Here is a 24,755-nt window from a genome sequence, read left to right on the forward strand (position 1 = left end):
CAAGCTCAAGCCGGCAGCCCGGCAGTCCGCATTGCTTCGGCGTATCGAAGGGCCATCGTCCGGTCGATGCCCGGGAAGCGATCCAGGTACGCGCTGACCGTCAGTTCCGGTTCCAGTTGGCGCATGCGGCTCATGGTCTTCGTGCCCTCTTCGATCTGGCCGTCCAGCACCTGGGCAATGGCGAGGGTTCGGTAGGTGGCGGTGTGCTTGCTGTTGGCCTTGAGCGAGCGGTATGCCAACTCGATGGCCTGCCCATGGCGGCCGGCAGCCAACATCGCCGTGGCAGCAAACGTGTCGTAGTAGTACTTCAATGGGTCCAGCGGCGACAGCCGCAAGGCGTGCTCGGCCGCATGTGCCGCCTCGGCACCTTCTCCACGGTAGAAATGCAAGGCAGAAGAAAAAAGCCACGCCAAGGACTCGTTCGGATTGGACTCGAGTGCTGCGCTGTAGCTGGCTTGTGCACGCACTAGATCGCGCATCAAGAGCGCCGAAACCAAGCCATCGATGGCCAAGGCCATCGAATGCCTCGGCGAGAGATCCAGTGCGCGAGCCACCGATTCGCGCGCCAGCCGGGCCTCTGTGGTTCGGTCGCGAGACACGCCCTGGATGAACCGCATCACATGCCACTTGCCCATCCACGCACGCGGCCCCGGCTCGCGTGGGTGGCGCTCGATCAGGTGGTCGAGCATGGCCTTCGCACGGTCGAAGTCGTCGCTCGACGCCCCATGCATGAGGGCCACTGAGCCCAGGAGCAAGGTATGGCTCTCCAGACTTGGCATGGATCGGGCCACCGATCTCGCAATCTCGTTGGCAGTCACCGCGGAACTGACCGAAGAAACCACAAGCGAGATGATCTCGGCATCGGGCTGAAGGAAGTCGTCGAGTTGGCCCGACAAGCCCTCGGCCCAGACGATATGCTGCTGCCGCGTCTCCGCCAGTTCGAGACGCAGGAGAAGCTTGCGTCCGTTCACGACATAAGAACCCGACAGTACATAACTCGCCCCCAGCAGCGCCTTCAGTTCAGCCAGCGTCAGGCCTCGACCACTCAACGCCGTCGTCGACAACCTTGAGACCACATGCATTTCTGAGGTTCGCGACAACGCGCTGATCAGATCGTCCGCGAGGGCCTCTCCAATCACGGCGTCAGACGGGTCCGAGCGCGCAGCGGTGAATGGAATGACGGCCAGCACAGGGCGAGATGCTTCCGTTGCCGGAGGCGATATTCGTACAGCTGGGTCCGACCCCATCGCTCCGACGCGATACGCCCTCACCGGCTGCTGCACATGCTTGACGAAGCAATCGCCCAGGTCGGCAATGTCCCCGTCCAAGCCGTCCGTCAGTCCACTCCGGGCCGCGGCCGACACAACGATCTCGCCGGGGCCCGCCAAGGTCGCCAATCTGGCGGCGAGGTTGACCCCACTGCCATAAATGTCGTGATCGTCAACGATCACGTCGGCCACATGCGCCCCGATGCGCAGGCACATCCACTCAGGCTGAGGCCGGCTTTTGTTACTGAGTTGAATGGCTTGCTGCATGGCGAGAGCACATTGAATGGCAGGCGGGACGCTTGCAAACTCGAGCATCAATCCATCACCCAGGCTCTTGACCAGACGGCCACCGCTTCGCGGGAGCAACCGTGTCACAACCTCGCCCACGAACAACTGCCAACGGCGCACGGTGTCGTCTTCATCCTGCTCCATGAGCCGAACGGACTCGACAACGTCGACCACCACCACGGTTCGTGCAGCTCGGCGCAGGGCCGGCCAGGGCACTTCAGATGGGTTCATCGGCATGGTGCGGCCTTGACAAACGCTATACATCCTCCGTGTTGAGGACGAGCCACGCTAACGCAAGAAGTCAGCCTGGCGCTAACCTCAAACGTGGGGGGCCACTCTTTACCGGATGGCGACTGCACGCGCTGAGATAGACCGCGCTGCTCCGGCGATCAGTGCGCTCAATGACTTTGCTCACCCGGGCTGCGGATCAAGTGCCAGCCCGGGCTGCCTTTCTCAACCCTTGCCGTTGGCCGCCGGCGTCGGCGCTGGCTTCGGTGGCGCCTCGAAGCGCCGCTCGGGCTTGGCCGCGCGGGCATACAGGCTTTCGACCTTGGGCAGGTTGGCCTCGATGTCGCGGATGCGGGTCGGCCCAGACGGGTGGGTGGACAAGAACTGCGGTGGCGCGCCTTCGCTCGCCTTGGCCATCTTGTTCCACAGCGTCACGCCGGCGCGTGGGTCGTAGCCGGCGCGGGCTGCGAGCTCCATGCCGACCAGGTCGGCTTCGGATTCGTCTTCGCGGCCGAACCGGAGCGTGAGCAACTGACCGCCCATGCCGGCCACGGTGCGGCCCGCGTTGCCGAGGCCGAAGATGGCGGCACCCAGCTCGATGGCACCGCGCGTGGCCGCGGTCTTGCCCATCTGTTCGCGGGCATGCTCGCGCAGGGCGTGCGCGATCTCGTGGCCCATCACCATCGCCACTTCGTTGTCGGTGAGCTGCAGCTGCTCGAGGATGCCTGTGTAGAAGGCGATCTTGCCGCCGGGCATGCAGAACGCGTTGATTTGCTTGGAGACGAGCAGGTTGATCTCCCACTTCCAGTCACGGGCACGCGGGTTCCACTCGTAGCTGTACGGAATGAGTCGCTGGCCGATGGCGCGCAGACGCACCACCTGCGGGTGATCGTCGGGGGCCAGGGCGCGTTTCTCGCCGGCCTGCTGCTTGAGTGCCACGTACTGCTGCTTCGCAGCGTTTTCGATGTCGTCGGCCGGGACGAGCTTGGCGAACTTCGACTGGCCACCGACCTCGACGCCCTCCCGCGCGAAGGCCGGCACGGCGAGCAGGCCGCCGGCGGCCAACAGGGCGCCCGTGAACAGCCGGCGCGAATGCAAGTGGCAGCTGCAACCCGACAGATGCAGCGAGGGATCGGGCGTGAATTCGGCTTGGGGGTCGAAGTCGGTTGTCATGGTTCTCAGATTCAGCATCCAGGCGGTGGTTCCACCCTCAATCGTCCAACATCGGGGAGTCAGGGTCGACCTCAAGGGCACGCACCGGCTGGCGCAGCCACCACAGCATCACCAGCGCGGGCGCGGCCAAAACGGTCGAGACGATGAAGAAGGTCGGCCAGCCGACGGTTTCGGCCATCACACCGGCCAGCGGCCCGACCCAGACCCGGCCCACCGACGCAAAGGCAGACAGCAAGGCGTATTGGGTGGCGGTGAAGCGCTGGTTGCACAGGCTCATCAGGAAGGCCACGAAGGCCGCGGTGCCCATGCCACCGGACAGGTTCTCGAACGCGATCACCATCAGCAGGCCGCCGTCGACCGGCGTGTCCTGCACCAGCTTCACGAAGCCCCAGTCGAAGGCCGGAATTACGAGGCCCGGCATCAGGCCTTTGCCTTCGACCGCCAGCCACCAGTAGCCGAGGTTGCTGACCATCTGCAGCACGCCGAACAGCATCAGCGAACGCCACAAGCCCAGCCGCATCATCAGCGCACCGCCCAGCAGCGCGCCACCGATGGTGAGCCACAGGCCGATCACCTTGTTGACCAGGCCGACCTCGGCCGCGCTGAACATCATGGTCTTCAGCAGGAATGGCGTCATCAGCGAATAGGCGAACGCGTCGCCCAGCTTGTAGAGCACGATGAACGCGAGGAAGGCGCCGGCTCCGGACTGGCTGAAGTAGCTGCGCAGGCCGCCGATCAAGGTCTCGAACTTGGCCACATGCGCCATCCACGCGGCCAGCGGCAGTGTGAACGCCACGCCCAGCATCAAGGCCAGCAGGTCAGTCCACTTGCTCTGCAGCTCGACCGACAGCGCACTGCCGCTCCACAGCGGCGCGATCAAGAGGCGCGCCAACGGCGGACCGAACCGATCGCTGACGATGACGCCGACCGCCACGGCCACCAGCACGGCCGCGAAACCGACGAGGTCGTTGCGCACCACGCTGGACGGGCGCGCGATGTCGGGCAGGCGCGGCAACAGCACGGCCGACATCACCGCCGCAACCACCATGATCCCGGCCATCACGCGGTACACCTCGGGCCAGGTCCAGTGCGATCCCTGCGTCGGGTCGACCCAGATGAAGGCGACGCCGCCCGAGATGATCATCGCCATGCGATAGCCCAGCACATACAGCGACGAGCCGAATCCGCGCTCATGCGCCGGCAGCAGATCGGTGCGGTAGGCGTCGACCACCACGTCTTGCGACGCCGACACGAATGCCACCAGCACCGCCAGCAAGGCGAAGCTGCGCGTGGCGGCCGTCGGTGAGATGCTCGCCATCACCAGGAGCGCACCGGCCAGCGCGAGTTGCGTCAACACCAGCCAGCCACGGCGCCGGCCGAGCCAGGGCAGCTCGAAGCGGTCCATCAACGGCGCCCACAGGAACTTGAAGGTGTAGGGCAGGCCCACGAGGCTCAGGAAGCCGATGGTCGCGATGTCGACCCCTTCGACGCTGAGCCAGGCCTGCATGGCCTGGCCGGTGAGCGCGAGCGGCAGGCCGGAGGCAAAGCCCAGCACCGTCACCACCACCAGCCGATGCCAGGCCGTGAAGCGCGATGGCAGGGAGCGGGGCGGCGCTGAAACAGACATGGGCGGATTCTAGGGACGGCTCAGAGCAAGCCCGCACTCCGCGTACGTCACTCCAGCAGCGGCAGCGCGCTGGTGCACTTGATCTCGTCGAGGCAGACGCTGGACCGCACGCTGCTGACACCCGGCAGCCGCATCAGCTTCTCCATCAAAAACTGCGACAAGGCCTTCAGATCGCGGGCGATCACCTTGACCACGTAGTCGAAGTCGCCGGTGACCGAATAGCACTCCAGGATCTCCGGCAAGCCCACGAGCACATCGGTGAACTTCGAGAGATCGCGGATGTGGCCCTTTTCCATCGCGACGTGGACAAAGGCCACGACGTTCAGGTTCATCCGGGACGGGTTCAGCCGCGTTTCGTAGCGCGCGATGAACCCCTCTTCTTCGAGGCGTCGATGGCGCCGGTGGCACTGGGCGGGCGACAAGCCCGCGGCTTCGGCCAGCTCAAGATTCGACGCACGCCCATGGTCTTGCAGAAAGGCCAGGATTTTTCGGTCGATTCGATCCAGATCAAGGTCGGACAAGATCCTCTCCAGTTTCCCCGTTAGGACGCAATCATATTTCCTAACCGGGGGTTCACCCTGACGTGTAGTGAAAGCCGATTTTTCCCGTCAGACGCCAAACTTCTTCCCAGAGAAGTCGCCTGGAAAAGCGGGGCCAAGGGCCCTCTCCAAACCCGGCATCTCGACTCCACGCCGCAATCGGCCTTCAACTGATTTGGACCCAAACGTGCAACATTCTTTCCTCCGTTCTTTGCTGGGGCTGCTCGCCCTGTCGCTCGCCGGCACGGCGCCCGCCTACGCCGCCGACAAGTCGGTGTCGGTCACGGCGATCGTCGAACACAAAGCGCTCGACGCGGTGCGCGACGGCGTCAAGGACGAACTGAAATCCGCCGGCTTCGAAACCGGCAAGAACCTGAAGTTCGAGTACCAGAGCGCCCAGGGCAATACCGGCACCGCGGCGCAGATCGCCCGCAAGTACGTCGGCGAGCGCCCGGACGTCATCGTCGCCATCGCCACGCCTTCGGCTCAGGCGGTGGTGGCCGCAACCAAGGACATCCCGGTCGTCTACAGCGCAGTCACCGACCCGGTGGCGGCCAAGCTGGTCAAGACCTGGGACGCGTCGGGCAGCAACGTCACCGGCGTGTCCGACATGTCGCCTCTCGAAAAGCACCTCGAGCTGATCAAGCGGGTGGTTCCCGGTGCCAAGCGCGTCGGTGTGATCTACAGCCCGGGTGAGGCCAACTCGGTGTCGATCGTGGAGTCGCTCAAGAAGGCCATGGCCACCTCCGGCATGACGCTGGTGGAAGGTGCCGCGGCCCGCACAGTGGACGTGTCCAGTGCGGCCCAAAGCCTGGTCGGCAAGGTCGACGTGTTCTACGCGCCGACTGACAACAACGTGATGTCGGCGTTCGAGGGCATCGTCAAGGTGGCCCAGCAGGCCAAGATTCCGGTCGTCGCGGCGGACACCGACGCCGTGGCGCGCGGTGCGGCCGCGGCGCTCGGCCTGAACTACTACGACATCGGCCGCCAGACGGGCAAGATCGTCGTGCGCGTGCTCAACGGCGAAGCCGCCGGCCGCATCGCGTCGCAGACCAGCACGACCTTCGAGCTGCACGTCAACCCGGGTGCCGCGCTCAAGCAGGGCGTGACGCTGCCGGACGAACTGGTGAAGTCCGCCAAGGTGGTGATCAAGTAAAGCTGCCTTCGGGCGCTGCACGCGCCCCGTGCCGGCATCAGCCACCGGCGTCGTAGCGGCCCACGGCCGCGTCACCTTGCCCGGTCTGCTGCGCGCAGCGCCGTGGCAGCCCCTCTGTCTCGAGGTTCTCTGACATGTCGCTCATTGCATCCCTCGGCGCCATCGAGATCGGTCTGATCTTCGGACTGGTCGCGCTTGGTGTTTTCCTGTCGTTTCGCATCATCAACTTTCCGGACCTGACAGTCGACGGCAGCTTCCCGCTGGGTGGTGCCGTCGCCGCGACGCTGATCGTCGCCGGCTGGAACCCGTTTGCCGCGACGGCGGTGGCCATGGTGGCCGGCGGCCTGGCCGGCTACCTCACGGCGTGGCTGAACGTTCGCCTGCGCATCATGCAGCTGCTGGCGAGCATCCTCGTGATGATCGCGCTGTACTCAGTGAACCTGCGCGTCATGGGCAAACCCAACGTCGCGCTGATCAACGACGCCACGGTGTTCAGCCTGGTCGAATTGGGCGGCCTGCCCGACTACTGGCTCAAACCGCTCGTGCTGCTGGTGGTCGTCATCGCAGCGAAGGTCCTGATCGACCTGTTCTTCGCGTCCGAGGTGGGTCTGGCGATGCGTGCCACGGGCAGCAACCCGCGCATGGCCCGCGCGCAAGGCATCTCGACCGATCGCCTGACGGTGTGGGGCCTGGCGCTGTCGAACGCACTGGTGGCGCTGGCCGGCGCACTCTTCGTGCAGAGCCAGGGCGGGGCCGACATCTCGATGGGCATCGGCACCATCGTGATCGGCCTGGCTGCGGTGATCATCGGCGAGACCATCTTGCCGGCCCGCAGCCTGATCGTCACAACGCTGGCCTGCATCCTCGGCGCGGTGCTCTACCGCTTCTTCATTGCGCTCGCGCTCAACAGCGACTTCATCGGCCTGAAGGCCCAGGACCTGAACCTCGTCACCGCCGTGTTGGTGGGGCTCGCCCTGCTCGTTCCGAGCTACAAGCGCAAGCTGGCCAGCCTGTGGTCCCGCCTGCGCATCCATTCGACAAGCACCGTGAAGGAGGCCCGGTAATGTTGAACGCCCAAAGTCTCGAGATCACCTTCAACCCCGGCACGCCGATCGAGAACCGTGTGCTGCGCGGGCTGGATCTGAACATCCCCACCGGCGAATTCGTCACCGTGATCGGCTCCAACGGCGCCGGCAAGTCGACCTTCCTGAACGCCGTCAGCGGCGACCTGCTGGTCGACCGCGGCAGCATCCGCATTGACGATTGCGACGTCACCCGCCGTGCCGCATGGCAACGCTCGGACCTGGTCGCGCGCGTCTTCCAGGACCCGATGGCCGGCACCTGCGAGGCGCTGACGATCGAGGAGAACATGGCGCTCGCCTGGAAGCGCGGCGCACGCCGGTCGTTCGGCTTCTCGCTGAACCGAAAGCTGCGCGAGCTCTTCCGCGAGAAGCTCAGCATCCTCAAGCTCGGGCTCGAGAACCGCCTGGCCGACCGCATCGGCCTGCTCTCCGGCGGGCAGCGCCAGGCCGTGAGCTTGTTGATGGCGTCGCTGCAGCCTTCACGCATCCTGCTGCTCGACGAGCACACCGCCGCACTCGACCCGAAGACCGCTGCGTTCGTTCTCGAACTCACCGCGAAGATCGTCGAAGCCGGCCAGCTGACCACGATGATGGTCACGCACAGCATGCGCCAGGCGCTCGACTACGGCAGCCGCACGGTGATGCTGCACGAGGGCCGCGTGATCCTCGACGTGTCCGGGCCGCAGCGCAGGAACATGAGCGTCGAAGACCTGCTGCACATGTTCGAGAAAACCCGCGGCGAAAAGCTGGACGACGACAAGCTGCTGCTCGTCTGAGCGCCCCACCGATTCCACAGAACAAAGGCCCGACATGAGAGAACTGCTCACCCGATTCGAGAACAAGGCCCCGGAGATCGTCTTCGAGTGGCATGACGCGCAAACCCCTGCCAAGGGCTGGGTCGTCATCAACTCGCTGCGCGGCGGCGCGGCCGGTGGCGGCACCCGCATGCGCGCTGGCCTGGACCGGCGCGAGGTCGAGTCGCTGGCCAAGACCATGGAGGTCAAGTTCACGGTGTCGGGCCCCGCCATCGGCGGCGCCAAGTCGGGCATCGATTTCGACCCGGCCGACCCGCGCAAGGATGGCGTGCTGCGGCGTTGGTACAAGGCCGTGACGCCGCTGCTCAAGACCTATTACGGGACGGGCGGCGACCTGAACGTCGACGAAGTGCACGAGGTGATCCCCATCACCGAAAGCCACGGCCTGTGGCACCCGCAGGAAGGCATCGTCAACGGCCACTTCCTGTCGAGCGAGAGCGAGCGCATCCAGAAGGTGGGCCAGCTGCGCCAAGGCGTGGCGAAGGTCGTCGACGACCCTCGCTACACACCCGAGCCCGCCCGCAAGTACCTGGTGGCCGACCTCATCACCGGCTGGGGCGTGGCCGAATCGGTGCTGCACTACTACCGCCTGTACGGCGGCATCGCCGCCGGCAAGCGTGTCGTCGTGCAGGGCTGGGGCAACGTCGGTTCGGCGGCGGCGTATTACCTGGCGCAAGCCGGTGCGCGTGTGGTCGGCATCATCGACCGCGAGGGCGGGCTGCTCAGCACCGAAGGCTTCAACTTCGAGCAGATCCGCGCGCTGTTCCTGAACAAGAAGGGCAACCAACTGGCGGCCCCCGAGCTGCTGCCGTTCGACGAAATCAACCGCCGCATCTGGAGTGCAGGCGCCGAAGTCTTCCTGCCGTGCGCAGGCTCGCGCCTGGTGACGCAGCAACAGGTCGAGCAGCTGATCGCGGCTGGGCTGGAGGTCGTGGCCAGCGGTGCCAACGTGCCGTTTGCCGACCGCGAGATCTTCTACGGCCCGATCTACGAGCACGCGGACTCGCGCGTCGCGGTGATTCCCGATTTCATCGCCAACTGCGGCATGGCGCGTGCGTTTGCCTTCCTGATGCAGGGCCACGCCGAGATCTCCGATGAAGCGATCTTCGGCGATGTCTCAGCCACCGTGGCCGCTGCACTCCAGCGCTGCCACGCCCGTTCCACCGCCCACACCGGCATCGCCCGCACCGCGTTCGAGAACGCGCTGGGGCAGCTGGTCTGATCAGCCCAGCGCTTCCCAATTCACCAAAGGAAACCACCATGTCCGATCTGTTCGAGAACCCGATGGGCCTCATGGGCTTTGAGTTTGTCGAGTTCGCTTCGCCCGCCCCCAACGTTCTCGAACCGGTGTTCGAGGCCATGGGCTTCACCAAGGTGGCCACGCACCGGTCCAAGGATGTCGTGCTGTATCGCCAGGGCGAGATCAACTTCATCGTCAACAACGAGCCGCGCAGCGTGGCCTCGTATTTCGCGGCCGAGCACGGCCCGTCGGCCTGCGGCATGGGGTTCCGCGTGAGGAACGCACAGAAGGCCTACGCGCGCGCGCTGGAGCTCGGCGCGCAGCCGATCGACATCCCGACCGGTCCGATGGAGCTGCGGCTGCCGGCCATCAAGGGCATTGGCGGTGCGCCGCTGTACCTGATCGACCGCCATGGTGACGGCACGTCGATCTACGACATCGACTTCGATTTCATCGAGGGCGTCGACCGCCACCCCACCGGCGCGGGCCTGAAGCTGATCGACCACCTGACGCACAACGTCTACCGCGGCCGCATGGCGCATTGGGCGGCGTTCTACGAGCGCCTGTTCAACTTCCGTGAGATCCGCTTCTTCGACATCAAGGGCGAGTACACCGGTCTGACCTCCAAGGCCATGACCGCGCCCGACGGCAAGATTCGCATCCCGCTGAACGAGGAGTCATCGCGCGGCGCGGGCCAGATCGAAGAGTTCCTGATGCAGTTCAACGGCGAGGGCATCCAGCACATCGCACTGCTGAGCGACGACCTGCCGGCCACGCTGGACGCGCTGCGCAAGTCCAACGTTCCGCTCATGACGGCACCGCCGGCCACCTACTACGAAATGCTCAACGACCGGCTGCCGGGGCACGGCGAATCCGTGGGCGAGTTGCAGTCGCGCGGCATCCTGCTCGACGGCAGCACGGAAGGCGGGCGGCAGCGCCTGTTGCTGCAGATCTTCACGCAGCCGCAGCTCGGCCCGGTGTTCTTCGAGTTCATCCAGCGCAAGGGTGACGACGGCTTCGGGGAAGGCAACTTCAAGGCGCTGTTCGAGTCGATCGAGCGTGATCAGGTGCGCCGCGGCGTGCTGCAAACCGCGTAACCAAGACGGAGGCTCAAGCGATGAAGATCGACCGAATCCACCACGTCGCCTACCGCTGCAACGATGCGAAGGAGACCGTGCTTTGGTACCGCAAGATGCTGAACATGGACTTCGTGCTCGCCATCGCCGAGAACGAAGTGCCGTCGACCGGCGAGCCCGACCCGTACATGCACGTGTTCCTCGACGCCGGCCACGGCAACGTGCTGGCGTTCTTCGAGCTGCCGACCCGGGCTCCGATGGGACGCGACCCGCACACACCGAGTTGGGTGCAGCACATCGCCTTCAAGGTCAAGGACCGCAGCGAGCTGCTCGAGTTCAAGGCCAACCTGGAAGACCATGGCGTCGAGGTACTTGGCGTCACCAACCACGGCATCTTCCACTCGATCTACTTCTTCGACCCGAACGGCCACCGCGTTGAACTGGCGTGCCCGGACCCCGAGGAGACGCAGCAACTGGCGCAGCTCGACGCGGTGAAATGGGAGATGCTCGAGGAATGGTCGCGCACCAAGCGCGCACCAAAGCATGCCGCCTTCCTGCATGCCAAGGAGTCGTCGTGATGACGCCTGGCACCCCGAGCCCGATGTCGGTGACCCTGGACGGCACGCACGATGCGGCCCTGATGAGTTGGGTCGATTCGGCCAATGACCCGGCCAGCGATTTCCCGATCCAGAACCTGCCGTTCGGCCGCTTCCGCACCGTACCCGATGCGCCATGGCGCATCGGCGTGGCCATCGGCGACGAGGTGCTCGACCTCGAATCCGTCGGCTTGATCGACACCCAGGACATGAACCAGCTGATGGCCGCAGCCCCGGCCGAGCGGCGCGCGCTGCGCCTGGCCTTGTCGCGCGCGCTGAGCCACGGCAGCGAGCAGCAAGCACGCTTTGCCGAAGGGTTGCGCGCGCAGTCCGATGTGGAGATGGGCCTGCCCTGCCGCATCGGCGACTACACCGATTTCTACACCGGCATCCACCACGCAACCGCAGTGGGCAAGCTGTTTCGCCCCGACAACCCGCTGCTGCCCAACTACAAGTGGGTGCCGATCGGGTACCACGGCCGGGCGTCTTCCATCGGCGTGAGCGGGCAGGCCTTTCACCGGCCGCTGGGGCAGACCCAGGCCGCGGGCGAAACAACGCCGACCTTGGCTCCCAGCCGCCGGCTCGACTACGAGCTCGAACTCGGCGCGTTCGTCGCCGCGCCGAACGCACTCGGCAAACCGGTGTCCATCACCGAGGCCGAAGACCACCTCTTTGGCCTCGCCTTGTTCAACGACTGGAGTGCCCGCGACATCCAGGCCTGGGAGTACCAGCCGCTGGGCCCCTTCCTGTCGAAGAACTTCGCCAGCACGCTCTCCCCCTGGATCGTCACGCTCGACGCGTTGCAGCCGTTTCGCAGCGCGTTCACCCGACCGGACGGAGACCCCGATCCACTGCCTTACCTTGACTCGCCTGCCAACCGCGCGAGCGGCGCGATCGACATCGAGCTCGAGGTCTGGCTGCTGACGCCCAAGATGCGAGCGGCTGGCCTATCGGCCGAGCGCTTGAGCCGATCGAACGCGCGCGATGCGTACTGGACGCTCGCGCAACTGGTGGCGCACCACAGCGTGAACGGGTGCAACCTGCAGAGCGGTGACCTGTTCGGCTCGGGAACGCTGTCCGGCCCGGATGCGGGCCAGGGTGGCTCGTTGCTGGAGTTGAGCCAGGGCGGCAAGCAGCACGTGCGCCTCGCGAACGGCGAAACGCGCACCTTCCTCGAAGACGGCGATCAGGTGATCCTGCGCGGCCACTGCGAGCGCCCGGGGTTCCGGCGCATCGGCTTCGGCGAGTGTGCGGGCACCGTGCTGCCGGCGCTGGCAAGGGCACCACGATGAACAGGCTGTCTCCCGAGTACGCCCGCGAGCTGCTTGCGCCGCTGCAGAACTGGCGTCACGACGACCAGCGCGGCGCCATCGCACGCGGGTTCGTCTTCGCCGACTTCAAGCAGGCCTTCGCCTTCATGACCCAGCTCGCGTTGATGGCGGAGACCAGCGACCACCATCCGGAGTGGAGCAACGTCTACAACCGGGTCGACATCACGCTGACCACGCACGATGCCGGCGGTCTGTCACAGCGCGACATCAACTTCGCCCACTACGCCGACGCGGCGTTCGAGCGTTTCATGCTCCCCAGTGCAACGTAAAAGGTCCGCCATGCAGCGCCAATTGAGTGAGATCGAGAAGCACGGTGCCGCCGCGGGAAACGCCGGGCGACCCGAGCGGGCCGACTGGACCATCGAACAGGGGTGGGAGAAGTACAGCGCCGAGCAGCACGCCACCTGGCGCACGCTCTTCGAGCGCCAGAGCAAGCTCTTGCCGGGAAGGGCCTGCGACGAGTTCGTGCAGGGCATGCGCGACCTGCCGATCGGCGCAGACCAGATCCCCGACTTCCGCCGCCTGAGCGACGTGCTGATGAAGCGCACCGGCTGGCAGGTCGTCGCGGTGCCGGGCCTGGTGCCCGATGAGGTGTTCTTCGAGCACCTGGCCCATCGGCGCTTTCCGTCCGGCCACTTCATCCGCAGCCCCCACGAACTCGACTACCTCGAAGAACCCGACGTCTTCCACGATGTTTTCGGTCATGTGCCGATGCTGATGAACCCGGCCATCGCCAACTACATCCAGGCCTACGGCGAAGGCGGCTTGCGCGCGCAACGGCTCGGCAAGCTGGACAACCTGGCGCGCGTCTACTGGTACACGGTCGAATTCGGATTGCTGCAGCAGTCGGACGGGTTGCGCATCTACGGCGCAGGCATCGCGTCGTCCTACACCGAAAGCGTCTTCGCCCTCGACGACCCCTCGCCGAACCGCATCCGGTTCGAGCTGGAGCGGGTGATGCGAACGCACTACCGCATCGACGACTTTCAGGAGAGCTACTTCGTCATCGACAACCTCGACGAGCTGCTGGCACTCGCCCAGGTCGACTTCGGGCCGATCTACGAACGCATCCAAGGGCAGCCGGAATACGAGCCGGGCCAGCTGCTGGCCGAAGACACGCTGCTCGCCCGTGGCACCGGCCAGTACCACGCAGACAAGCGCAGGAGCCGCTGAGATGAATGCACAGACAAGAACCGTGATGATCACCGGCGCCGCTGGCAACCTGGGCCGCGCAGTGGCCCGGTCATTCCTGGCCGAAGGGGCCAGGCTCGTGCTTGTCGACCTCCGCAGAGAAAGCCTGGAGGACGCGTTCGGCATCGAGAACGACCATCAGCTCTTCGCGCCGACGAATCTTCTCGAGCAAGAGCAGGTGACGCGTGCAGCGAAGGCAGCGCTCGATCGCTTCGGACGCATCGACGTGCTGTGCAATCTGGCGGGCGGCTTTCGCATGGGCGAGGCGGTGCACGAAACGACCGACAAGAACTGGAACTTCCTGTTCGACGTCAACAGTCGGACCCTGCTGCATGCGGCGCGTGCCGTCGTGCCGCACATGCTCGAGCAGGGCGGCGGCAAGATCGTCAACGTCGGCGCGTTCTCGGCCCAGAAGGGCCTGGGCCAGATGGGCGCCTACACCGCTGCCAAAGCCACGGTGGTCCGCCTGACGGAGGCCATGGCTGCCGAGCTGCGTGAGAAGAACATCAATGTGAACTGCGTGTTGCCGACCATCATCGACACGCCGGAGAACCGCGCGGCCATGCCCGAGGCGGACCCTTCGCGCTGGGTTGCCCCGGAAGACCTTGCCAGCGTGGTTGCCTTCCTCGCATCGGACGGCGCACGCGCCATCCACGGCGCCGCACTGCCGGTGACGGCGCTCAGCTGAGGCCGTGAGGCGCACACCAAGAACGGCTACTTCGTGCCGGGCTGCTGGTGGTAGATGCTCTCGGCAAGCGCGAGCAGCTGCTCGCGCGGCAGGCTGCCGGCGAGCGCATAGCCCACGCCGTCTTCCACGCAGTAGAAAACTCCCAGGTCGCCCTGGCGCTCGTAGCGGAACGCGAAGTCGGTGCCGCCCTCGGGCTTGCGCAGGTAGACGGTGACGCGCGCGGGCGGCGCACCATCGGCGCCGGGTTGGCGGGCCTGGTACATCAACTGCGCGCTCGGTCCGGCCGCGTCGGGCAACAGTCGCCCGCCGACGAGCTCGAAGCCCTTGTCGCGCAGGTCGTAGAGCTTGACGGCAAAGCCCAGCCGCTTTGTCAGCCAGCGCGCCAGGTGTTCTTCCTGCGCGTGGTTTTCTTCGGCCGAGGCACCGGTCACCGGCACCTCGACCGGGTGGCGCTGCTCGGGCACGTACACCGCGTGCGCCACGGCTGCGCGCTGCACCCAGCCGCTGGGCGCACTGGCCGTCACGGCCGCGCGGTCGCTGCGCAGCTGCCACACAGCTGCGGCACCGACCACGCCGCCCAGGCCGAACACGGCAATCGCCGCGGCCCAGCGCCACCACGCGGCGTGGTTCGGCGATGAGCGCCACACCACGTCGGCCAGCGCCTCGGGCACCGGCTCGGCGGCCATCGGCCCCAGGCGCGCGCGCAAGGCATCGCGGTCGGCGGCCCACAGGCGCACGCGCGCGGCGTCTTCAGGGTGAGCAGCCAGCCAGGCGTCGACTTCGTCGGCCTGCGCAGGTGGCAGCTCGCCATCGAGCCAGGCGCTCAGGCGCTCGTCGGAAGGGGGAAGGTGGGGTGTCGTGTTCATGGTGATTCAGACCACGCGGTGCAGCGCACGCACGGTGGCGGCGGGTTTGCCGTCGAGCAGCACTCGCAGGGCAGCGCGGGCCCGCGAGATGCGCGACATCACGGTGCCGATGGGGATGCGAAGCACCTCGGCGCATTCGGCGTAGGACAGGTCTTCGACCGACACCAGCAGCAGAGGTTCGCGCTGCTCGGGCGACAGGTGCTGCAGGGCGGCCAGCAGGTCCATGCGCAGGCCGACGTCGGCACCCGGGTCGCTGCGCTGCAGATCCTGCTCGACCTGCAGCGCCTGCGGGTCGACGATGAGCAGGCGCATGTTGCGCCGCTGGGTGTCGCGGTGCGCGTTGTGGGCGATGCTCAGCATCCACACCACGATGTCGCGCTGCTGGTCGAACTGGTGCCAGTGCGAGAGAGCGCGCTCCAGCGTGGTTTGCACCAGGTCGTCGGCCGCGCTCGAATCCATCACCAGCGAATGCGCATAGCGGCGCAAGCGCGGGATCGCGCCCAGCAGCTGCTGGCGAAAGGAGGTGGGGGCTTGCACCACAGGTTTACGCGCCTACGGGCCCGTCTATTCCCGCGTCGCTTCGGCTTGCCAGATGCACGCCTCGGAAAAGCCGAGAACCCGGAAATCTTCCGCACGCCGCGGGGCATCGTTGACGCAATAGAACTCGTCGAGCTGCGGGGGCGGCACCGTCGTGCCCGCCAGCATGGCGTGCGCCTGGCCGCGGTGGTGGATCTGGTGCTCGAACAGATGCGCCAGCAGTCGGTGCATCGGTTCGCGGTCGATCTTGCCGGTGCGCGGCACGGCCACGATGAGCTCGAGCCGGCTTTCGTCTTGCGCCAGCGACTGGCACAGCGCGATCAGCGCGCGGTCGAGCGCTCGCTGCGCCTCGCTCAGTTCCGCACAGCGCTCGTACGGTTCTTCGGGGTCGAAGAACGAGCGCGAATCGGGGTGAGGCGGGTCACCGCGTAGGCTGCGCTGCATGGCCTCGAGGTAATACGCGTCGACGGTGAGGTTGTGATTCAGAGTCGCCTTGATCGACGGGAAGAAGCTGACACGGGTGGCGGCAAAGTCTTCCTGCGTGAGCTGCGCGCAGGCACCGAGCAGGCGGTGGTTGGCCCAGGCGTTGTTGAATGCCGCGGCGATGAGGTGGCGGGTGATCAGCTGCATGGTGGCAGTGTCGGCCTGCCCCGAGGCCGGGTCAACGCTCGGCGTAGGCAAAAAGCCGGGTCAGCGCAGGGCGGCCGACTCCGCCACAATGGACCCATGAACGCGTTGCTGCGCCCCGGCGCACCCAGTTTTTCGTCAGATGAATTCCGCGCTGCGCTGGGCAGCTTCGCCACGGGCGTGACCATCGTGACCGCACTCGACGTCAACCGCCAGCCGATCGGCCTCACGGCCAATTCGTTCAACTCGGTGTCGCTCTCACCCCCGCTGGTGCTGTGGAGCCTGTCGCGGCGCGCGGGCTCGATGCCGGCCTTCAGCAGCGGCTCGCACTACGCCATCAACATCCTGGCCGCTGAGCAGCACACGCTAGCCGAACGCTTCGCCTCGAAAGACGTCGACCGCTTCGCCGGCGTGCCGTTTCGCATCGGTGCCGGCGGCGCGCCGGTGCTCGAGGGCAGCGCGGCCGTGTTCGAGTGCTTCAACCGCAGCCAGTACGAAGAAGGCGACCACATCATCTTCGTCGGCGAGGTCGAGCACTGCGAGCGCCGCGAAGGCGCCTCGCCGCTGATCTTCCACGGCGGGCGCTACTTCACCGAGTTGCCGCTGTAGACGCGGCTCTTTGAGTCGGCGCGCTGCGCGCCCTCAGTTCGGCGGTGCAGCCACGACCACAGGAAACATGGTCATGGCAGCGTCACCCTCAGCATCTGACCGGTGCTCATCACGACCAGTTGCCCGGGCCCGAGCACGGCGATGCTGTCGATGTCCGACACCACGGGGGTGGCGCCGAGCACGATGCTTCCGCCGCGTGGCACCAGCAGAACGGGTGTACCGCCGGGTGGCAGCCTCATCAGTCCGAAGTAGCCGGCGTAATAGAGGGTGCCGTCTGCGCCGATCGCGATGGCGGTGACATGGCTGTTGGGCGGAATGGGCACCGTGCTCACACTCGCCCCGTCGCTTGCGATCCTGCGAACCACGCCGCCGTCACCGGTGTCGTCGACCACGTACAAGGAACCATCGGGTGCAAACGCCATCGGGCCCGGGAGGGTGAAACGCGCCGTCGCAACCGGCCCGTCGGTGCTGCCGCTTTGCCCCATCACGCCGGCATAGGTGCTGACGGTGCCGGCGGCATCCACCCGCCGGATGGCGTTGCCGCTGTCGGCCACGAACACGTCGCCGCCCGGCTTCACGGCGAGGCCGCGGATCAAGCGGAATCTGGCCGTGCTGGCGTTGCCGTCGACCGCGCCCATATCGGTTCGTGAACCTGCGAGCAGGGTCGTGTTGTTGTCGAGCGCGATCCGCCGCACGCCGAAATCATCACCGAGGTAGAGCACGCCGGCGCTATCGCTGGCCATGGCCGCAAAGCTGCTGTTGAAATGCGCCGCACTGCCCACTCCGTCGATCACGCCGCTGGCGACCGCCCCGGTGGGGAGCCCAGCGGCGAGCGTGACCACGCCGGCCGGGCTGATGCGTCTGACCAAGCGCGTCTGCGTCTCGAACACCACGACGTTGCCCGCCGGGTCGACGGCCACCGCTTGCAGGCCACCACTGCTGGCGAAGTTGGCAAAAGGCATCTGCGCCAGCGTGCCCACGCCGGTGGGCGTGATGCCCTGAGCGAAACCCGAGGCGATCGTGTGCAGCAAACCGGTGGCGCTGGCCTGCCTGATCTCTCTGTCGTCCACGAGCATGAAGCCGCCATTGGGCGCGAGCGTGATGCCGCCCCTGCCCAGCAGCTGTGCCGTCGGCGCGACACCATCAACGAAGCCCGCGCCGAGGGCACGCGAGCCGGCCAGCGTGGTGACAGCAAGGCTCGTCAGGTCGAGCTGGCGCAACAAGCCGACGCTGTCGCGGAAGGTGAGCGTGTTGCCGCGCACCACCATTGCGGTGGGCCCCACGACGGCTGCCTGGCCGATGCCGTCTGGCGCGGTGGGGTCGTTGATCGAGTTGCCGGCCAGCGTTTCCACTGAAGCGGCCGAGTTGCCGCTGCGCACAATGCGTCGGATGCGCCCGCCATCAGCCACCAGCACGTCGCCATTGGCGGCCACCGCCAGCGCAGTGGGGCCCAGCAGGTGCGCCGATGAGATCGGACCGTCATCGAAGGCAGGGGTGCTGCCTGCATACGTGGTCACGACGCCGGTGGTCGTGACACGGCGCACGCGGCCGTTGTCGCCGTCGGCCACGTAGAGGTCACCGTCGGGGCCCATGGCGATGGCAAAGAGCCGCTTAAAGCGCGCGGCGGTCCCCGTGCCATCGGCCACCCCCGCCATGCCGGGTGAGCCGGCCAGGGTGCTGACCGTGCCGTCGGGGGCGATGCGCCGGATGGTGTAGTTGTCTGCGTCGGCCACGTAGAGGTTGCCGGCCGCGTCATGGGTGAGCCCCAGAGGGCGCTTGAACAGCGCCGCTTCGCCAGGCCCGTCGGCAGAGCCGTTGGCAGTGGCGCCCGCCACCGGCGTGATCGTGGACAGGTCTGCACTCAGCCGCTTGATGCGGTTGCCACTGATGAAGGCAAAGCTGCCGGAGGCCTCCTGGTCGATGTCAATCAACCCGTACAGCTCGGCCTGCGGGCGCAAGCCCACGATCGGCAGTGCGCTCATCGTGACCGCGGGCGGCGGCGTGACGGTCAGCAGCGCGACCTGGCTGGTGGTGATGCTCAGGCCACCGCAGTCGAGCTGTGCGCGGAACTGCAGTGCGTTGTCGATGATCAAGGGCGAGAAGCTGTAGGCGACAGCGGTGGCTGAAGGGATGTCGCTCCAGCTGAGCACGCCGCCCGATGTCTGGCCGCGTTGCCATTGAATGCCCAGCGTGCCTACGCTGCAGGTCGCTGCCACGTTGAAGCTCGCCGGCGTGCCGGCCACGACCGTGGTGGCGACGGGCTGCAGCGTGACCGTCAACACCGGCGCACTCATGAAGACCGTGAGTGTGGCGGCACTGCTCGTCGCCGTGCCCGCCGCGTTGCTGACGACGGCACGAAAGGCTGCCCCACTGTCAGCCAGCGTGGTGGCGCCCAGTGCGAATGTGGCCGCCGTGGCGCCAGCGATGTCGGTGCCGTTGCGCTGCCATTGGTAGGCGAGCGGGGCCGTGCCTGTCGCGGCGACGGTGAAGCTCGCACTCTGGCCTTCAGTCACGCTCACCGAGGCAGGTTGCAGCGTGAAGGTGGGCGGTACCGCTGCACCACCACCACCTCCTCCTCCGCCACCACCACCGCCGCAGGCAGCGACCATCAGACACACCGCCGCCAGTGCCGCGCTCCAGCCGCCGAGTCGGCGCCACCCTGTTTCGTTCATCTTGTGCTCCCGTGTGCGTGGGACACGGTTCGCGCACCGCTCCCATTCAGCATCACGGGCCCGGTTGGGCAATGCGGACATCGGCGCCCAAATAAACCTGGAGCCGCGGGTTAGCATGCCCACCACCAACGGCGGAGGCGAACTGAACCGATGGGCGACATCACGCTGCTGATTCAACGGGCTCGCGCGGGTGACAGCGGGGCGCTGGACGACTTGTTCCAGCAGCTCTACCCCGAGCTGCGCCGCATCGCTCACCTGCGCCTGCGGCGCGGCTTGCCAGACCCCGACCTGGGCACGACGGCCCTGGTCAACGAGTGCTACCTGAAGCTGCGCGACGCGCAACGCCTGGATGCCAACGACCAGGCTCACTTCCTGGCGTACACGGCGACAGCGATGCGCTCGATCATCGTCGACATTGCGCGTGCCAAGGCCTCCGAGCGGCGCGGCGCCAACGCACCGCACATGACGCTCGACGAAGAGTTCCTCGGCAGCGACCCGGTGGCCGAGGCGCAGATCATCCGCGTGCATGAGGCGCTCGAAGAAATCGGCGAGTTCGACACCCGCCTGGCCAAGCTGGTCGAGATGCGCTACTTCGGCGGCATGAGCGACCCGGAGATCGCCTCTGCGCTGGACATCACCGACCGCACCGTGCGACGCGACTGGCAGAAGGCACGCGTGCTGCTGGCCGAAGCCTTGCGCTGAGCGCCTGGCCACCCCACGGAGCGCGGCATGGCGAATCTCAGGTTTCTCGCAGAAGAATGGCCGGCCATCAGCCAGCGCCTGGACGAGGCCTTGGCGGTCGACCCCACCGAGCGCGAGGCTTGGCTCGACTCGCTGGCCGAGACCGATTCCGTCAAACACAAGCTGCGCCAGCTGCTGCGCGGGGCCCCGGGCGTCGAGACCGACGAGGTGCTGCTCACGCTGCCGCGCTTCACGATCGGCCCGGCCGCCTCCGGCGAAACCGAGCTCGCAGCAGGCGCCGCGGTCGGCCCCTATCGGCTCGTACGGGAACTCGGCGTCGGCGGCATGGGGCTGGTGTGGCTGGCCGAACGCGTGGATGGTGGGCTGAAGCGGCCGGTGGCGCTCAAGCTGCCGCGATTGAGCTGGTCGCGTGGGCTGGCCGAGCGCATGACCCGCGAGCGCGACATCTTGGCCAGCCTGGATCACCCCCACATCGCGCGCCTTTATGACGCCGGTGTCGACGCGCACGGCCGGCCCTATCTGGCGCTCGAGTACGTCGAAGGCGAGGCCATCGATGCGTATTGCGAGCACCACGCGCTGCCGCTGAAAGACCGCCTGCGGCTGCTGCTGCAAGTGGCCCGTGCGGTGGCCCACGCGCACGCGCGGCTGGTGGTGCACCGCGATCTCAAGCCCGCCAACATCCTCGTCACCGAAGCGGGCGAGGTGCGGCTGCTCGATTTCGGCATCGCCAAGCTGATGGAAGGCGAGCTCACGCAAGAGACCCAGCTCACACAGCAAGGCGGCCGCGCGATGACGCTCGACTACGCGAGCCCCGAGCAGATTCGCGGCGAGCCGCTGGGCACCGCCAGCGATGTCTACAGCCTCGGCGTGGTGGCCTACGAGTTGCTCGCACAGGTCAAGCCGTATCAGCTCAAGCGCCAGAGCGCGGCCGCGTTGGAAGAAGCCATTACCTCATTGGACGTGCGGCTGGCCAGCGCCRCAGCGTCCAACCCAGGCGATCGCCGCGCACTCAAGGGCGACCTCGACGCCATCTTGAACAAGGCGCTGAAGAAGGATGTGGCCGAACGCTACCCGACGGTCGACGCCCTGGCGCAAGACATCGAGCGTCACCTTGCCGATCTGCCGGTGTCCGCGCAGCCCGACTCGCTGAGCTACCGGGCCCGCAAGTTCTTTCGCCGAAACATGCGACCGATGGCTGCAGCCACGGCGGTAGCTCTGTCGCTGATCGCCGCGTTGTCGGTGGCGTTGTGGCAGGCGCAAGCGGCGCGTGCGCAGGCGCGGCGGGCTGTCGCGGTGCAGGATTTCATGAAGCAGGTGTTCAGCGCCAGTGAGCCCGAGGTGGCCAAGGGTCAGGACATCGGTGCGCGGGAGTTGTTGCGACGCGGCGCCGCGCGCCTGGAGACGGACTTCAAGGATCAGCCGGATGTGCGGGCCGAGCTGGAGCACGAGATCGGCGACATTCTCTCGACGCGCGGAGAAAACACCGAAGCGCAGGCGCATTTCGAGAAGGCCATCGCGCTGTACGAACATTCGGGCCTGGGTGACACCGACCTCGCCGTCACTGCTCGCTTGTCGCTTTCCGACGTGCTCTACAACGAAGCGCAGTTCCCCGCTGCCGAAGCGCTTGCTCGGCAATGCATCGAGATTGCGAGGCATCGCTTCGGGTCGTCGCCGCCTTGGTTGCTGCGGGCGCGGGCAGGGTTCGCCGTACTGCGCTCAAGACAGGGCGACACGAAGGGGGCGGTCTCCGAGATCGAGCTGGCCTTGGCCGAGCATCGACGCGCCGGGTACGCACCCAGCGACGATACGGCCAACGCCTTGTCAGCCCTCGGACACGCCCACATGTCGAGCGAAGCGTATGCGCAAGCACGTGATGCCTACACACTCGCGATCGCCGAATGGCGCCTGGTGCCGAACACCGAGATTGGCGGGCTCCTGATCGAACGCCTGAACCTTCAGAACGCGCGTCTCTACGTCGGAGAGAACGAGCTCGTGGCCCGCGATATGCCCGAGCTCATCGCCGAGTTCGAGAAGTATGTCGGGCCGGCAGCACCGAATACGCTCGACGCGCGCACCCTCTGGGCGAAGTCGCTGGTATCGCTGGGCCAATACGACGAGGGACTGAAACTGCAACGAGAGGTCGTGGCCAAGGCGCGGGGGGCGGATTCGTCGTCGGACGTTCCGGCGCATGGAAAGCGGCAGCGCATGCTCGTCTTTCTCCTGCGAGCAGCGGCTCACTACGAAGAGGGTGTGCGTCTCGCGAGTCAAGAACTGGCCGCCATGGACGCCGAATCGCCGGACCCCAGCGAGCAAATGGAAAACTTGCGGGGCGTGCTGGGCGAGCTGCAGCGCGCAACGGGGAACCCCGCGGCAGGGTTGCGCACCCTGAGTCATGCGCTGGAGCGAAGCCGCGCGCTGGCAGGTTACGAGACGACCAAGCGCCATGCCACGCTGTTGACTTGGCTGGCGCTGAGCAAGCACGATCTCGGCGTCGCTGGGGCAAGCAGCGACATGGCACAGGCCTTGGCGATCTTCCGGCCACACGGCCCCAACGACACCGACACCTTGCGTTGCGCTGCGCTTGTGGCGTGGTTCGAGGCCCTGGAGCGGCCCGCCGACCCCGCGCGTGGGGCAGCATTCGAATTGGCCGCGAAGGCCTACGCCGCCACGCAACCGGCGCATCACATGGCACACGCCGAACTCGCACTGCTGGGCGCCGAGTTGCATGAGCGCGCCGGCCTCACAGCTCAGGCGCAGACCGAGCGTGCTGCCGCGGTACAAGCATGGCGAACCACTACCGGTCGCGACTGGAAGCCGCCGGTGGCGGTGCTGCACTGAGCGCCTGGGGGCAGCAGGCTCCCAGCCGTCGCCGGGGGCTCTACCTGAACATCAGGTAGCCGTTCCACCCCACCCAGGCTGCGCCCAATGCAAGCAAGGCGATGGCTCCCGAAAGCCGTGCCGCGCCTTTGCTCGCAGCGCCTTTCTCGAGCGCCACCGAAGCGCCGAAGATCATCACGCCGAGGCCAATGCAGAGGCTGAGCTTGACCGACGCCCACCCGGCCCAGAACGAACCGAGCCCGGCACCCAGCCCCACCAAGGCAACGAGAACCCAGAGCGGCCGTTTCGGGATCTTGACCTTCTCGCCCGCCAGCAAGGCGACGAGCCCTCCGATGCCCACAAACACAGCCGAGGTGAGAACGCGGGCCACGAAGAAGGTCACGGGATCGACGCCAACGGTGATGCTCATCAAGTCTCCTATGAAGTGGAAATCCGAAGGTCTTTGACGAGTTGTTCGCTCGGCTGAAGGCTCCGACCACGGGGTCTTGTTCAGCCTTACGAGAAAGTGCGCTCCATCCGGACATTGCCGGCGTGATGGGGGTCGACGCAGCCCGCACCGCTGAAACGCGTCCGGCTTTTCTCCGACGACATGGTGGCGACCTCAGGAGGCAGCTACCGCTGTGGTCAAGCGCCGATCGACAGGCCCTGTGCGGCTTGCGCGAGCAGGCTTCGCGCGCTGGCGATGTCCGGACCCACGTGCTGGTCGATGCGGCGGATGAACGGGCAGGTGAGCACCGCGTAGGCGTTGCCATAGGGGTCGCGCAGCGGGATCGAGATGTCGGTGACGCCGAACACCTGCTGGCTCTCGCCTTCCCAGTGGCCCTGCGCGCGCACGCGCTCCAGCAAGGCCTGCAGATCGGCAGCCGACATCGGTACCTCGCCTTCCAGCACCTCGTGATCGGCCAGCATCTCGGCCTGCCGCTGCGGGCTCTGGAAGGCCAGCATCGCGTGGCCCGAAGCGGTGTCGACCAGGTTCACGCGCACCCCAAGCCGCAGCGACAGGCCCCAGTTGTTGGGGCTGGCCACGTGAGCCACCACCGTCAGGTTGCCGTGTTCGTAGACCACCAGGTGGCACGACTGCTCGGCGGCCTTCGCAAAGGCGTCCATCACCGGCAGCGCGCGCGCGACCAACCGGTCGTAGGGCGGGTGGCGGTGGGCGAGCACGAAGAGCTTCAGCCCCAGCGCGTAGCGGTCGCCCTCCGGCGAGCGGGTCACGTAGTGGCGTGCCACCAAGCGCTCGAGCATCCGGTAGATCTCGCTCTGGCTGCGGCCCATGGCCTTGACGATCTCGGCGCGCGTCAACCCATGGGGCTGCTCGGCCAGGAGCTCCAGGATGTCCAGGCCCTTGTCGAGGGCAGGCGCACGGTAGCGATCAGGCGCTTCGTTGTCAGTGCTCACTGTGCATTTTGGATAAGGGTTGCAATGGGTCAAGGGCAATGCGTCGCTCAGCTCGGCTGAATCGAGTGAGGGTTACCTCGGGCTGTGCAGATGCGCCTGGACTCTACAACATTCACCCATGAACATCATGTTCGTATATGAACTGATGGTGAAAACCAGAACACGTCCCGAGACATCGCCGATGAACCGCCCGTTGAACGACACGCCC

General features: G+C 66.6%; 23 protein-coding genes. 13 read left to right on the plus strand and 10 right to left on the minus strand.

The features are described 5' to 3' along the window. Positions 1-5: 5 nt before the first annotated feature. The 4 genes from AC1DYS_RS02870 to AC1DYS_RS02885 form a co-directional block, all read right to left on the minus strand. Positions 6-1,787, minus strand: coding sequence for an adenylate/guanylate cyclase domain-containing protein (locus AC1DYS_RS02870; RefSeq protein ID WP_477895853.1), 1,782 nt, complete (start codon positions 1,785-1,787; stop codon positions 6-8). 222 nt (positions 1,788-2,009) lie between these two features. Beyond that, entirely contained in the window at positions 2,010-2,957 is a 948-nt protein-coding gene (locus AC1DYS_RS02875) for a M48 family metallopeptidase (RefSeq protein WP_477895855.1), read from the minus strand. 37 nt (positions 2,958-2,994) lie between these two features. Further along, positions 2,995-4,584 (minus strand): AmpG family muropeptide MFS transporter, encoded by a 1,590-nt coding sequence (locus AC1DYS_RS02880; protein WP_477895857.1) that lies wholly within the window; start codon positions 4,582-4,584, stop codon positions 2,995-2,997. Positions 4,585-4,631: 47 nt separating this feature from the next. After that, positions 4,632-5,105 (minus strand): Lrp/AsnC family transcriptional regulator, encoded by a 474-nt coding sequence (locus AC1DYS_RS02885; protein ID WP_477895859.1) that lies wholly within the window; start codon positions 5,103-5,105, stop codon positions 4,632-4,634. 205 nt (positions 5,106-5,310) lie between these two features. On the opposite strand from AC1DYS_RS02885, the gene AC1DYS_RS02890 reads away from it, so the two are divergent. The 10 genes from AC1DYS_RS02890 (at position 5,311) to AC1DYS_RS02935 (ending at position 14,298) form a co-directional block, all read left to right on the plus strand. Beyond that, complete coding sequence (locus AC1DYS_RS02890; protein ID WP_477895861.1) at positions 5,311-6,279, plus strand: ABC transporter substrate-binding protein; 969 nt, start codon at positions 5,311-5,313, stop codon at positions 6,277-6,279. Between the two features lie 134 nt (positions 6,280-6,413). Then, positions 6,414-7,343, plus strand: coding sequence for an ABC transporter permease (locus tag AC1DYS_RS02895; protein ID WP_477895863.1), 930 nt, complete (start codon positions 6,414-6,416; stop codon positions 7,341-7,343). Continuing rightward, entirely contained in the window at positions 7,343-8,137 is a 795-nt protein-coding gene (locus tag AC1DYS_RS02900; RefSeq protein ID WP_477895865.1) for an ABC transporter ATP-binding protein, read from the plus strand. Before AC1DYS_RS02895 ends, AC1DYS_RS02900 begins: the two co-directional genes overlap by 1 nt. A gap of 34 nt (positions 8,138-8,171) precedes the next feature. Next, positions 8,172-9,398 carry a Glu/Leu/Phe/Val dehydrogenase dimerization domain-containing protein gene (locus AC1DYS_RS02905; RefSeq protein WP_477895867.1) on the plus strand — a complete coding sequence of 409 codons (1,227 nt, stop codon included), beginning with the start codon at positions 8,172-8,174 and terminating at the stop codon, positions 9,396-9,398. A 38-nt stretch (positions 9,399-9,436) separates the two neighbouring features. Beyond that, complete coding sequence (gene hppD, locus AC1DYS_RS02910) at positions 9,437-10,513, plus strand: 4-hydroxyphenylpyruvate dioxygenase (RefSeq protein ID WP_477895869.1); 1,077 nt, start codon at positions 9,437-9,439, stop codon at positions 10,511-10,513. 20 nt (positions 10,514-10,533) lie between these two features. Beyond that, entirely contained in the window at positions 10,534-11,070 is a 537-nt protein-coding gene (locus tag AC1DYS_RS02915; protein ID WP_477895871.1) for a VOC family protein, read from the plus strand. Positions 11,071-11,093: 23 nt separating this feature from the next. Then, positions 11,094-12,380: a fumarylacetoacetase gene (gene fahA / locus AC1DYS_RS02920; RefSeq protein ID WP_477897250.1), complete on the plus strand. Its 1,287-nt coding sequence runs from the start codon at positions 11,094-11,096 to the stop codon at positions 12,378-12,380. Further along, positions 12,377-12,688: a 4a-hydroxytetrahydrobiopterin dehydratase gene (locus AC1DYS_RS02925; RefSeq protein ID WP_477895873.1), complete on the plus strand. Its 312-nt coding sequence runs from the start codon at positions 12,377-12,379 to the stop codon at positions 12,686-12,688. Before fahA ends, AC1DYS_RS02925 begins: the two co-directional genes overlap by 4 nt. 10 nt (positions 12,689-12,698) lie before the next feature. Further along, positions 12,699-13,592, plus strand: a complete 894-nt coding sequence (gene phhA, locus AC1DYS_RS02930) for a phenylalanine 4-monooxygenase (protein ID WP_477895875.1) — start codon at positions 12,699-12,701, stop codon at positions 13,590-13,592. 1 nt (position 13,593) lies between these two features. Further along, complete coding sequence (locus AC1DYS_RS02935; protein WP_477895877.1) at positions 13,594-14,298, plus strand: SDR family oxidoreductase; 705 nt, start codon at positions 13,594-13,596, stop codon at positions 14,296-14,298. 26 nt (positions 14,299-14,324) lie between these two features. On the opposite strand, the gene AC1DYS_RS02940 is transcribed toward AC1DYS_RS02935, so the two are convergent. The 3 genes from AC1DYS_RS02940 to AC1DYS_RS02950 are packed head-to-tail and all read right to left on the minus strand — an operon-like array spanning position 14,325 to position 16,331. After that, the gene (locus tag AC1DYS_RS02940; RefSeq protein ID WP_477895879.1) at positions 14,325-15,164 is read right to left on the minus strand and encodes an anti-sigma factor family protein; all 840 of its coding nucleotides are present in this window, start codon (positions 15,162-15,164) and stop codon (positions 14,325-14,327) included. Positions 15,165-15,170: 6 nt separating this feature from the next. Further along, positions 15,171-15,701: a sigma-70 family RNA polymerase sigma factor gene (locus AC1DYS_RS02945; protein ID WP_477895881.1), complete on the minus strand. Its 531-nt coding sequence runs from the start codon at positions 15,699-15,701 to the stop codon at positions 15,171-15,173. Between the two features lie 27 nt (positions 15,702-15,728). Continuing rightward, the gene (locus AC1DYS_RS02950; RefSeq protein WP_477895883.1) at positions 15,729-16,331 is read right to left on the minus strand and encodes a DinB family protein; all 603 of its coding nucleotides are present in this window, start codon (positions 16,329-16,331) and stop codon (positions 15,729-15,731) included. 96 nt (positions 16,332-16,427) lie between these two features. On the opposite strand from AC1DYS_RS02950, the gene AC1DYS_RS02955 reads away from it, so the two are divergent. Next, on the plus strand, positions 16,428-16,937 hold the full coding sequence (locus tag AC1DYS_RS02955) for a flavin reductase family protein (RefSeq protein ID WP_477895885.1): 510 nt from the start codon (positions 16,428-16,430) through the stop codon (positions 16,935-16,937). Between the two features lie 71 nt (positions 16,938-17,008). On the opposite strand, the gene AC1DYS_RS02960 is transcribed toward AC1DYS_RS02955, so the two are convergent. Then, positions 17,009-19,609 carry a hypothetical protein gene (locus tag AC1DYS_RS02960; protein ID WP_477895887.1) on the minus strand — a complete coding sequence of 867 codons (2,601 nt, stop codon included), beginning with the start codon at positions 19,607-19,609 and terminating at the stop codon, positions 17,009-17,011. A 150-nt stretch (positions 19,610-19,759) separates the two neighbouring features. Here AC1DYS_RS02960 and AC1DYS_RS02965 point away from each other — a divergent pair, with 150 nt between their 5' ends. Next, positions 19,760-20,311 (plus strand): ECF-type sigma factor, encoded by a 552-nt coding sequence (locus AC1DYS_RS02965; RefSeq protein WP_477895889.1) that lies wholly within the window; start codon positions 19,760-19,762, stop codon positions 20,309-20,311. Positions 20,312-20,338: 27 nt separating this feature from the next. Beyond that, the gene (locus tag AC1DYS_RS02970) at positions 20,339-23,149 is read left to right on the plus strand and encodes a serine/threonine-protein kinase (protein ID WP_477895891.1); all 2,811 of its coding nucleotides are present in this window, start codon (positions 20,339-20,341) and stop codon (positions 23,147-23,149) included. Between the two features lie 40 nt (positions 23,150-23,189). On the opposite strand, the gene AC1DYS_RS02975 is transcribed toward AC1DYS_RS02970, so the two are convergent. Together AC1DYS_RS02975 and AC1DYS_RS02980 are read right to left on the minus strand one after the other, a co-directional pair. After that, a complete protein-coding gene (locus AC1DYS_RS02975; RefSeq protein ID WP_477895893.1) occupies positions 23,190-23,558 on the minus strand; it encodes a hypothetical protein in 369 nt (122 codons plus the stop codon). 215 nt (positions 23,559-23,773) lie between these two features. Next, on the minus strand, positions 23,774-24,547 hold the full coding sequence (locus AC1DYS_RS02980) for an IclR family transcriptional regulator (protein WP_477895895.1): 774 nt from the start codon (positions 24,545-24,547) through the stop codon (positions 23,774-23,776). Between the last annotated feature and the right edge of the window lie 208 nt (positions 24,548-24,755).

This window comes from Rhizobacter sp. P2_G4 (assembly GCF_056403575.1).

Coding starts and splice junctions, on each gene's coding strand:
- AC1DYS_RS02870 (WP_477895853.1), bottom strand. CDS start 1,787: ATGAACCCATCTGAAGTGCCCTGGCCGGCCCTGCGCCGAGCTGCACGA.
- AC1DYS_RS02875 (WP_477895855.1), bottom strand. CDS start 2,957: ATGACAACCGACTTCGACCCCCAAGCCGAATTCACGCCCGATCCCTCG.
- AC1DYS_RS02880 (WP_477895857.1), bottom strand. CDS start 4,584: ATGTCTGTTTCAGCGCCGCCCCGCTCCCTGCCATCGCGCTTCACGGCC.
- AC1DYS_RS02895 (WP_477895863.1), top strand. CDS start 6,414: ATGTCGCTCATTGCATCCCTCGGCGCCATCGAGATCGGTCTGATCTTC.
- AC1DYS_RS02900 (WP_477895865.1), top strand. CDS start 7,343: ATGTTGAACGCCCAAAGTCTCGAGATCACCTTCAACCCCGGCACGCCG.
- AC1DYS_RS02905 (WP_477895867.1), top strand. CDS start 8,172: ATGAGAGAACTGCTCACCCGATTCGAGAACAAGGCCCCGGAGATCGTC.
- hppD (WP_477895869.1), top strand. CDS start 9,437: ATGTCCGATCTGTTCGAGAACCCGATGGGCCTCATGGGCTTTGAGTTT.
- AC1DYS_RS02915 (WP_477895871.1), top strand. CDS start 10,534: ATGAAGATCGACCGAATCCACCACGTCGCCTACCGCTGCAACGATGCG.
- fahA (WP_477897250.1), top strand. CDS start 11,094: ATGTCGGTGACCCTGGACGGCACGCACGATGCGGCCCTGATGAGTTGG.
- AC1DYS_RS02925 (WP_477895873.1), top strand. CDS start 12,377: ATGAACAGGCTGTCTCCCGAGTACGCCCGCGAGCTGCTTGCGCCGCTG.
- phhA (WP_477895875.1), top strand. CDS start 12,699: ATGCAGCGCCAATTGAGTGAGATCGAGAAGCACGGTGCCGCCGCGGGA.
- AC1DYS_RS02935 (WP_477895877.1), top strand. CDS start 13,594: ATGAATGCACAGACAAGAACCGTGATGATCACCGGCGCCGCTGGCAAC.
- AC1DYS_RS02940 (WP_477895879.1), bottom strand. CDS start 15,164: ATGAACACGACACCCCACCTTCCCCCTTCCGACGAGCGCCTGAGCGCC.
- AC1DYS_RS02950 (WP_477895883.1), bottom strand. CDS start 16,331: ATGCAGCTGATCACCCGCCACCTCATCGCCGCGGCATTCAACAACGCC.
- AC1DYS_RS02955 (WP_477895885.1), top strand. CDS start 16,428: ATGAACGCGTTGCTGCGCCCCGGCGCACCCAGTTTTTCGTCAGATGAA.
- AC1DYS_RS02960 (WP_477895887.1), bottom strand. CDS start 19,609: ATGAACGAAACAGGGTGGCGCCGACTCGGCGGCTGGAGCGCGGCACTG.
- AC1DYS_RS02965 (WP_477895889.1), top strand. CDS start 19,760: ATGGGCGACATCACGCTGCTGATTCAACGGGCTCGCGCGGGTGACAGC.
- AC1DYS_RS02975 (WP_477895893.1), bottom strand. CDS start 23,558: ATGAGCATCACCGTTGGCGTCGATCCCGTGACCTTCTTCGTGGCCCGC.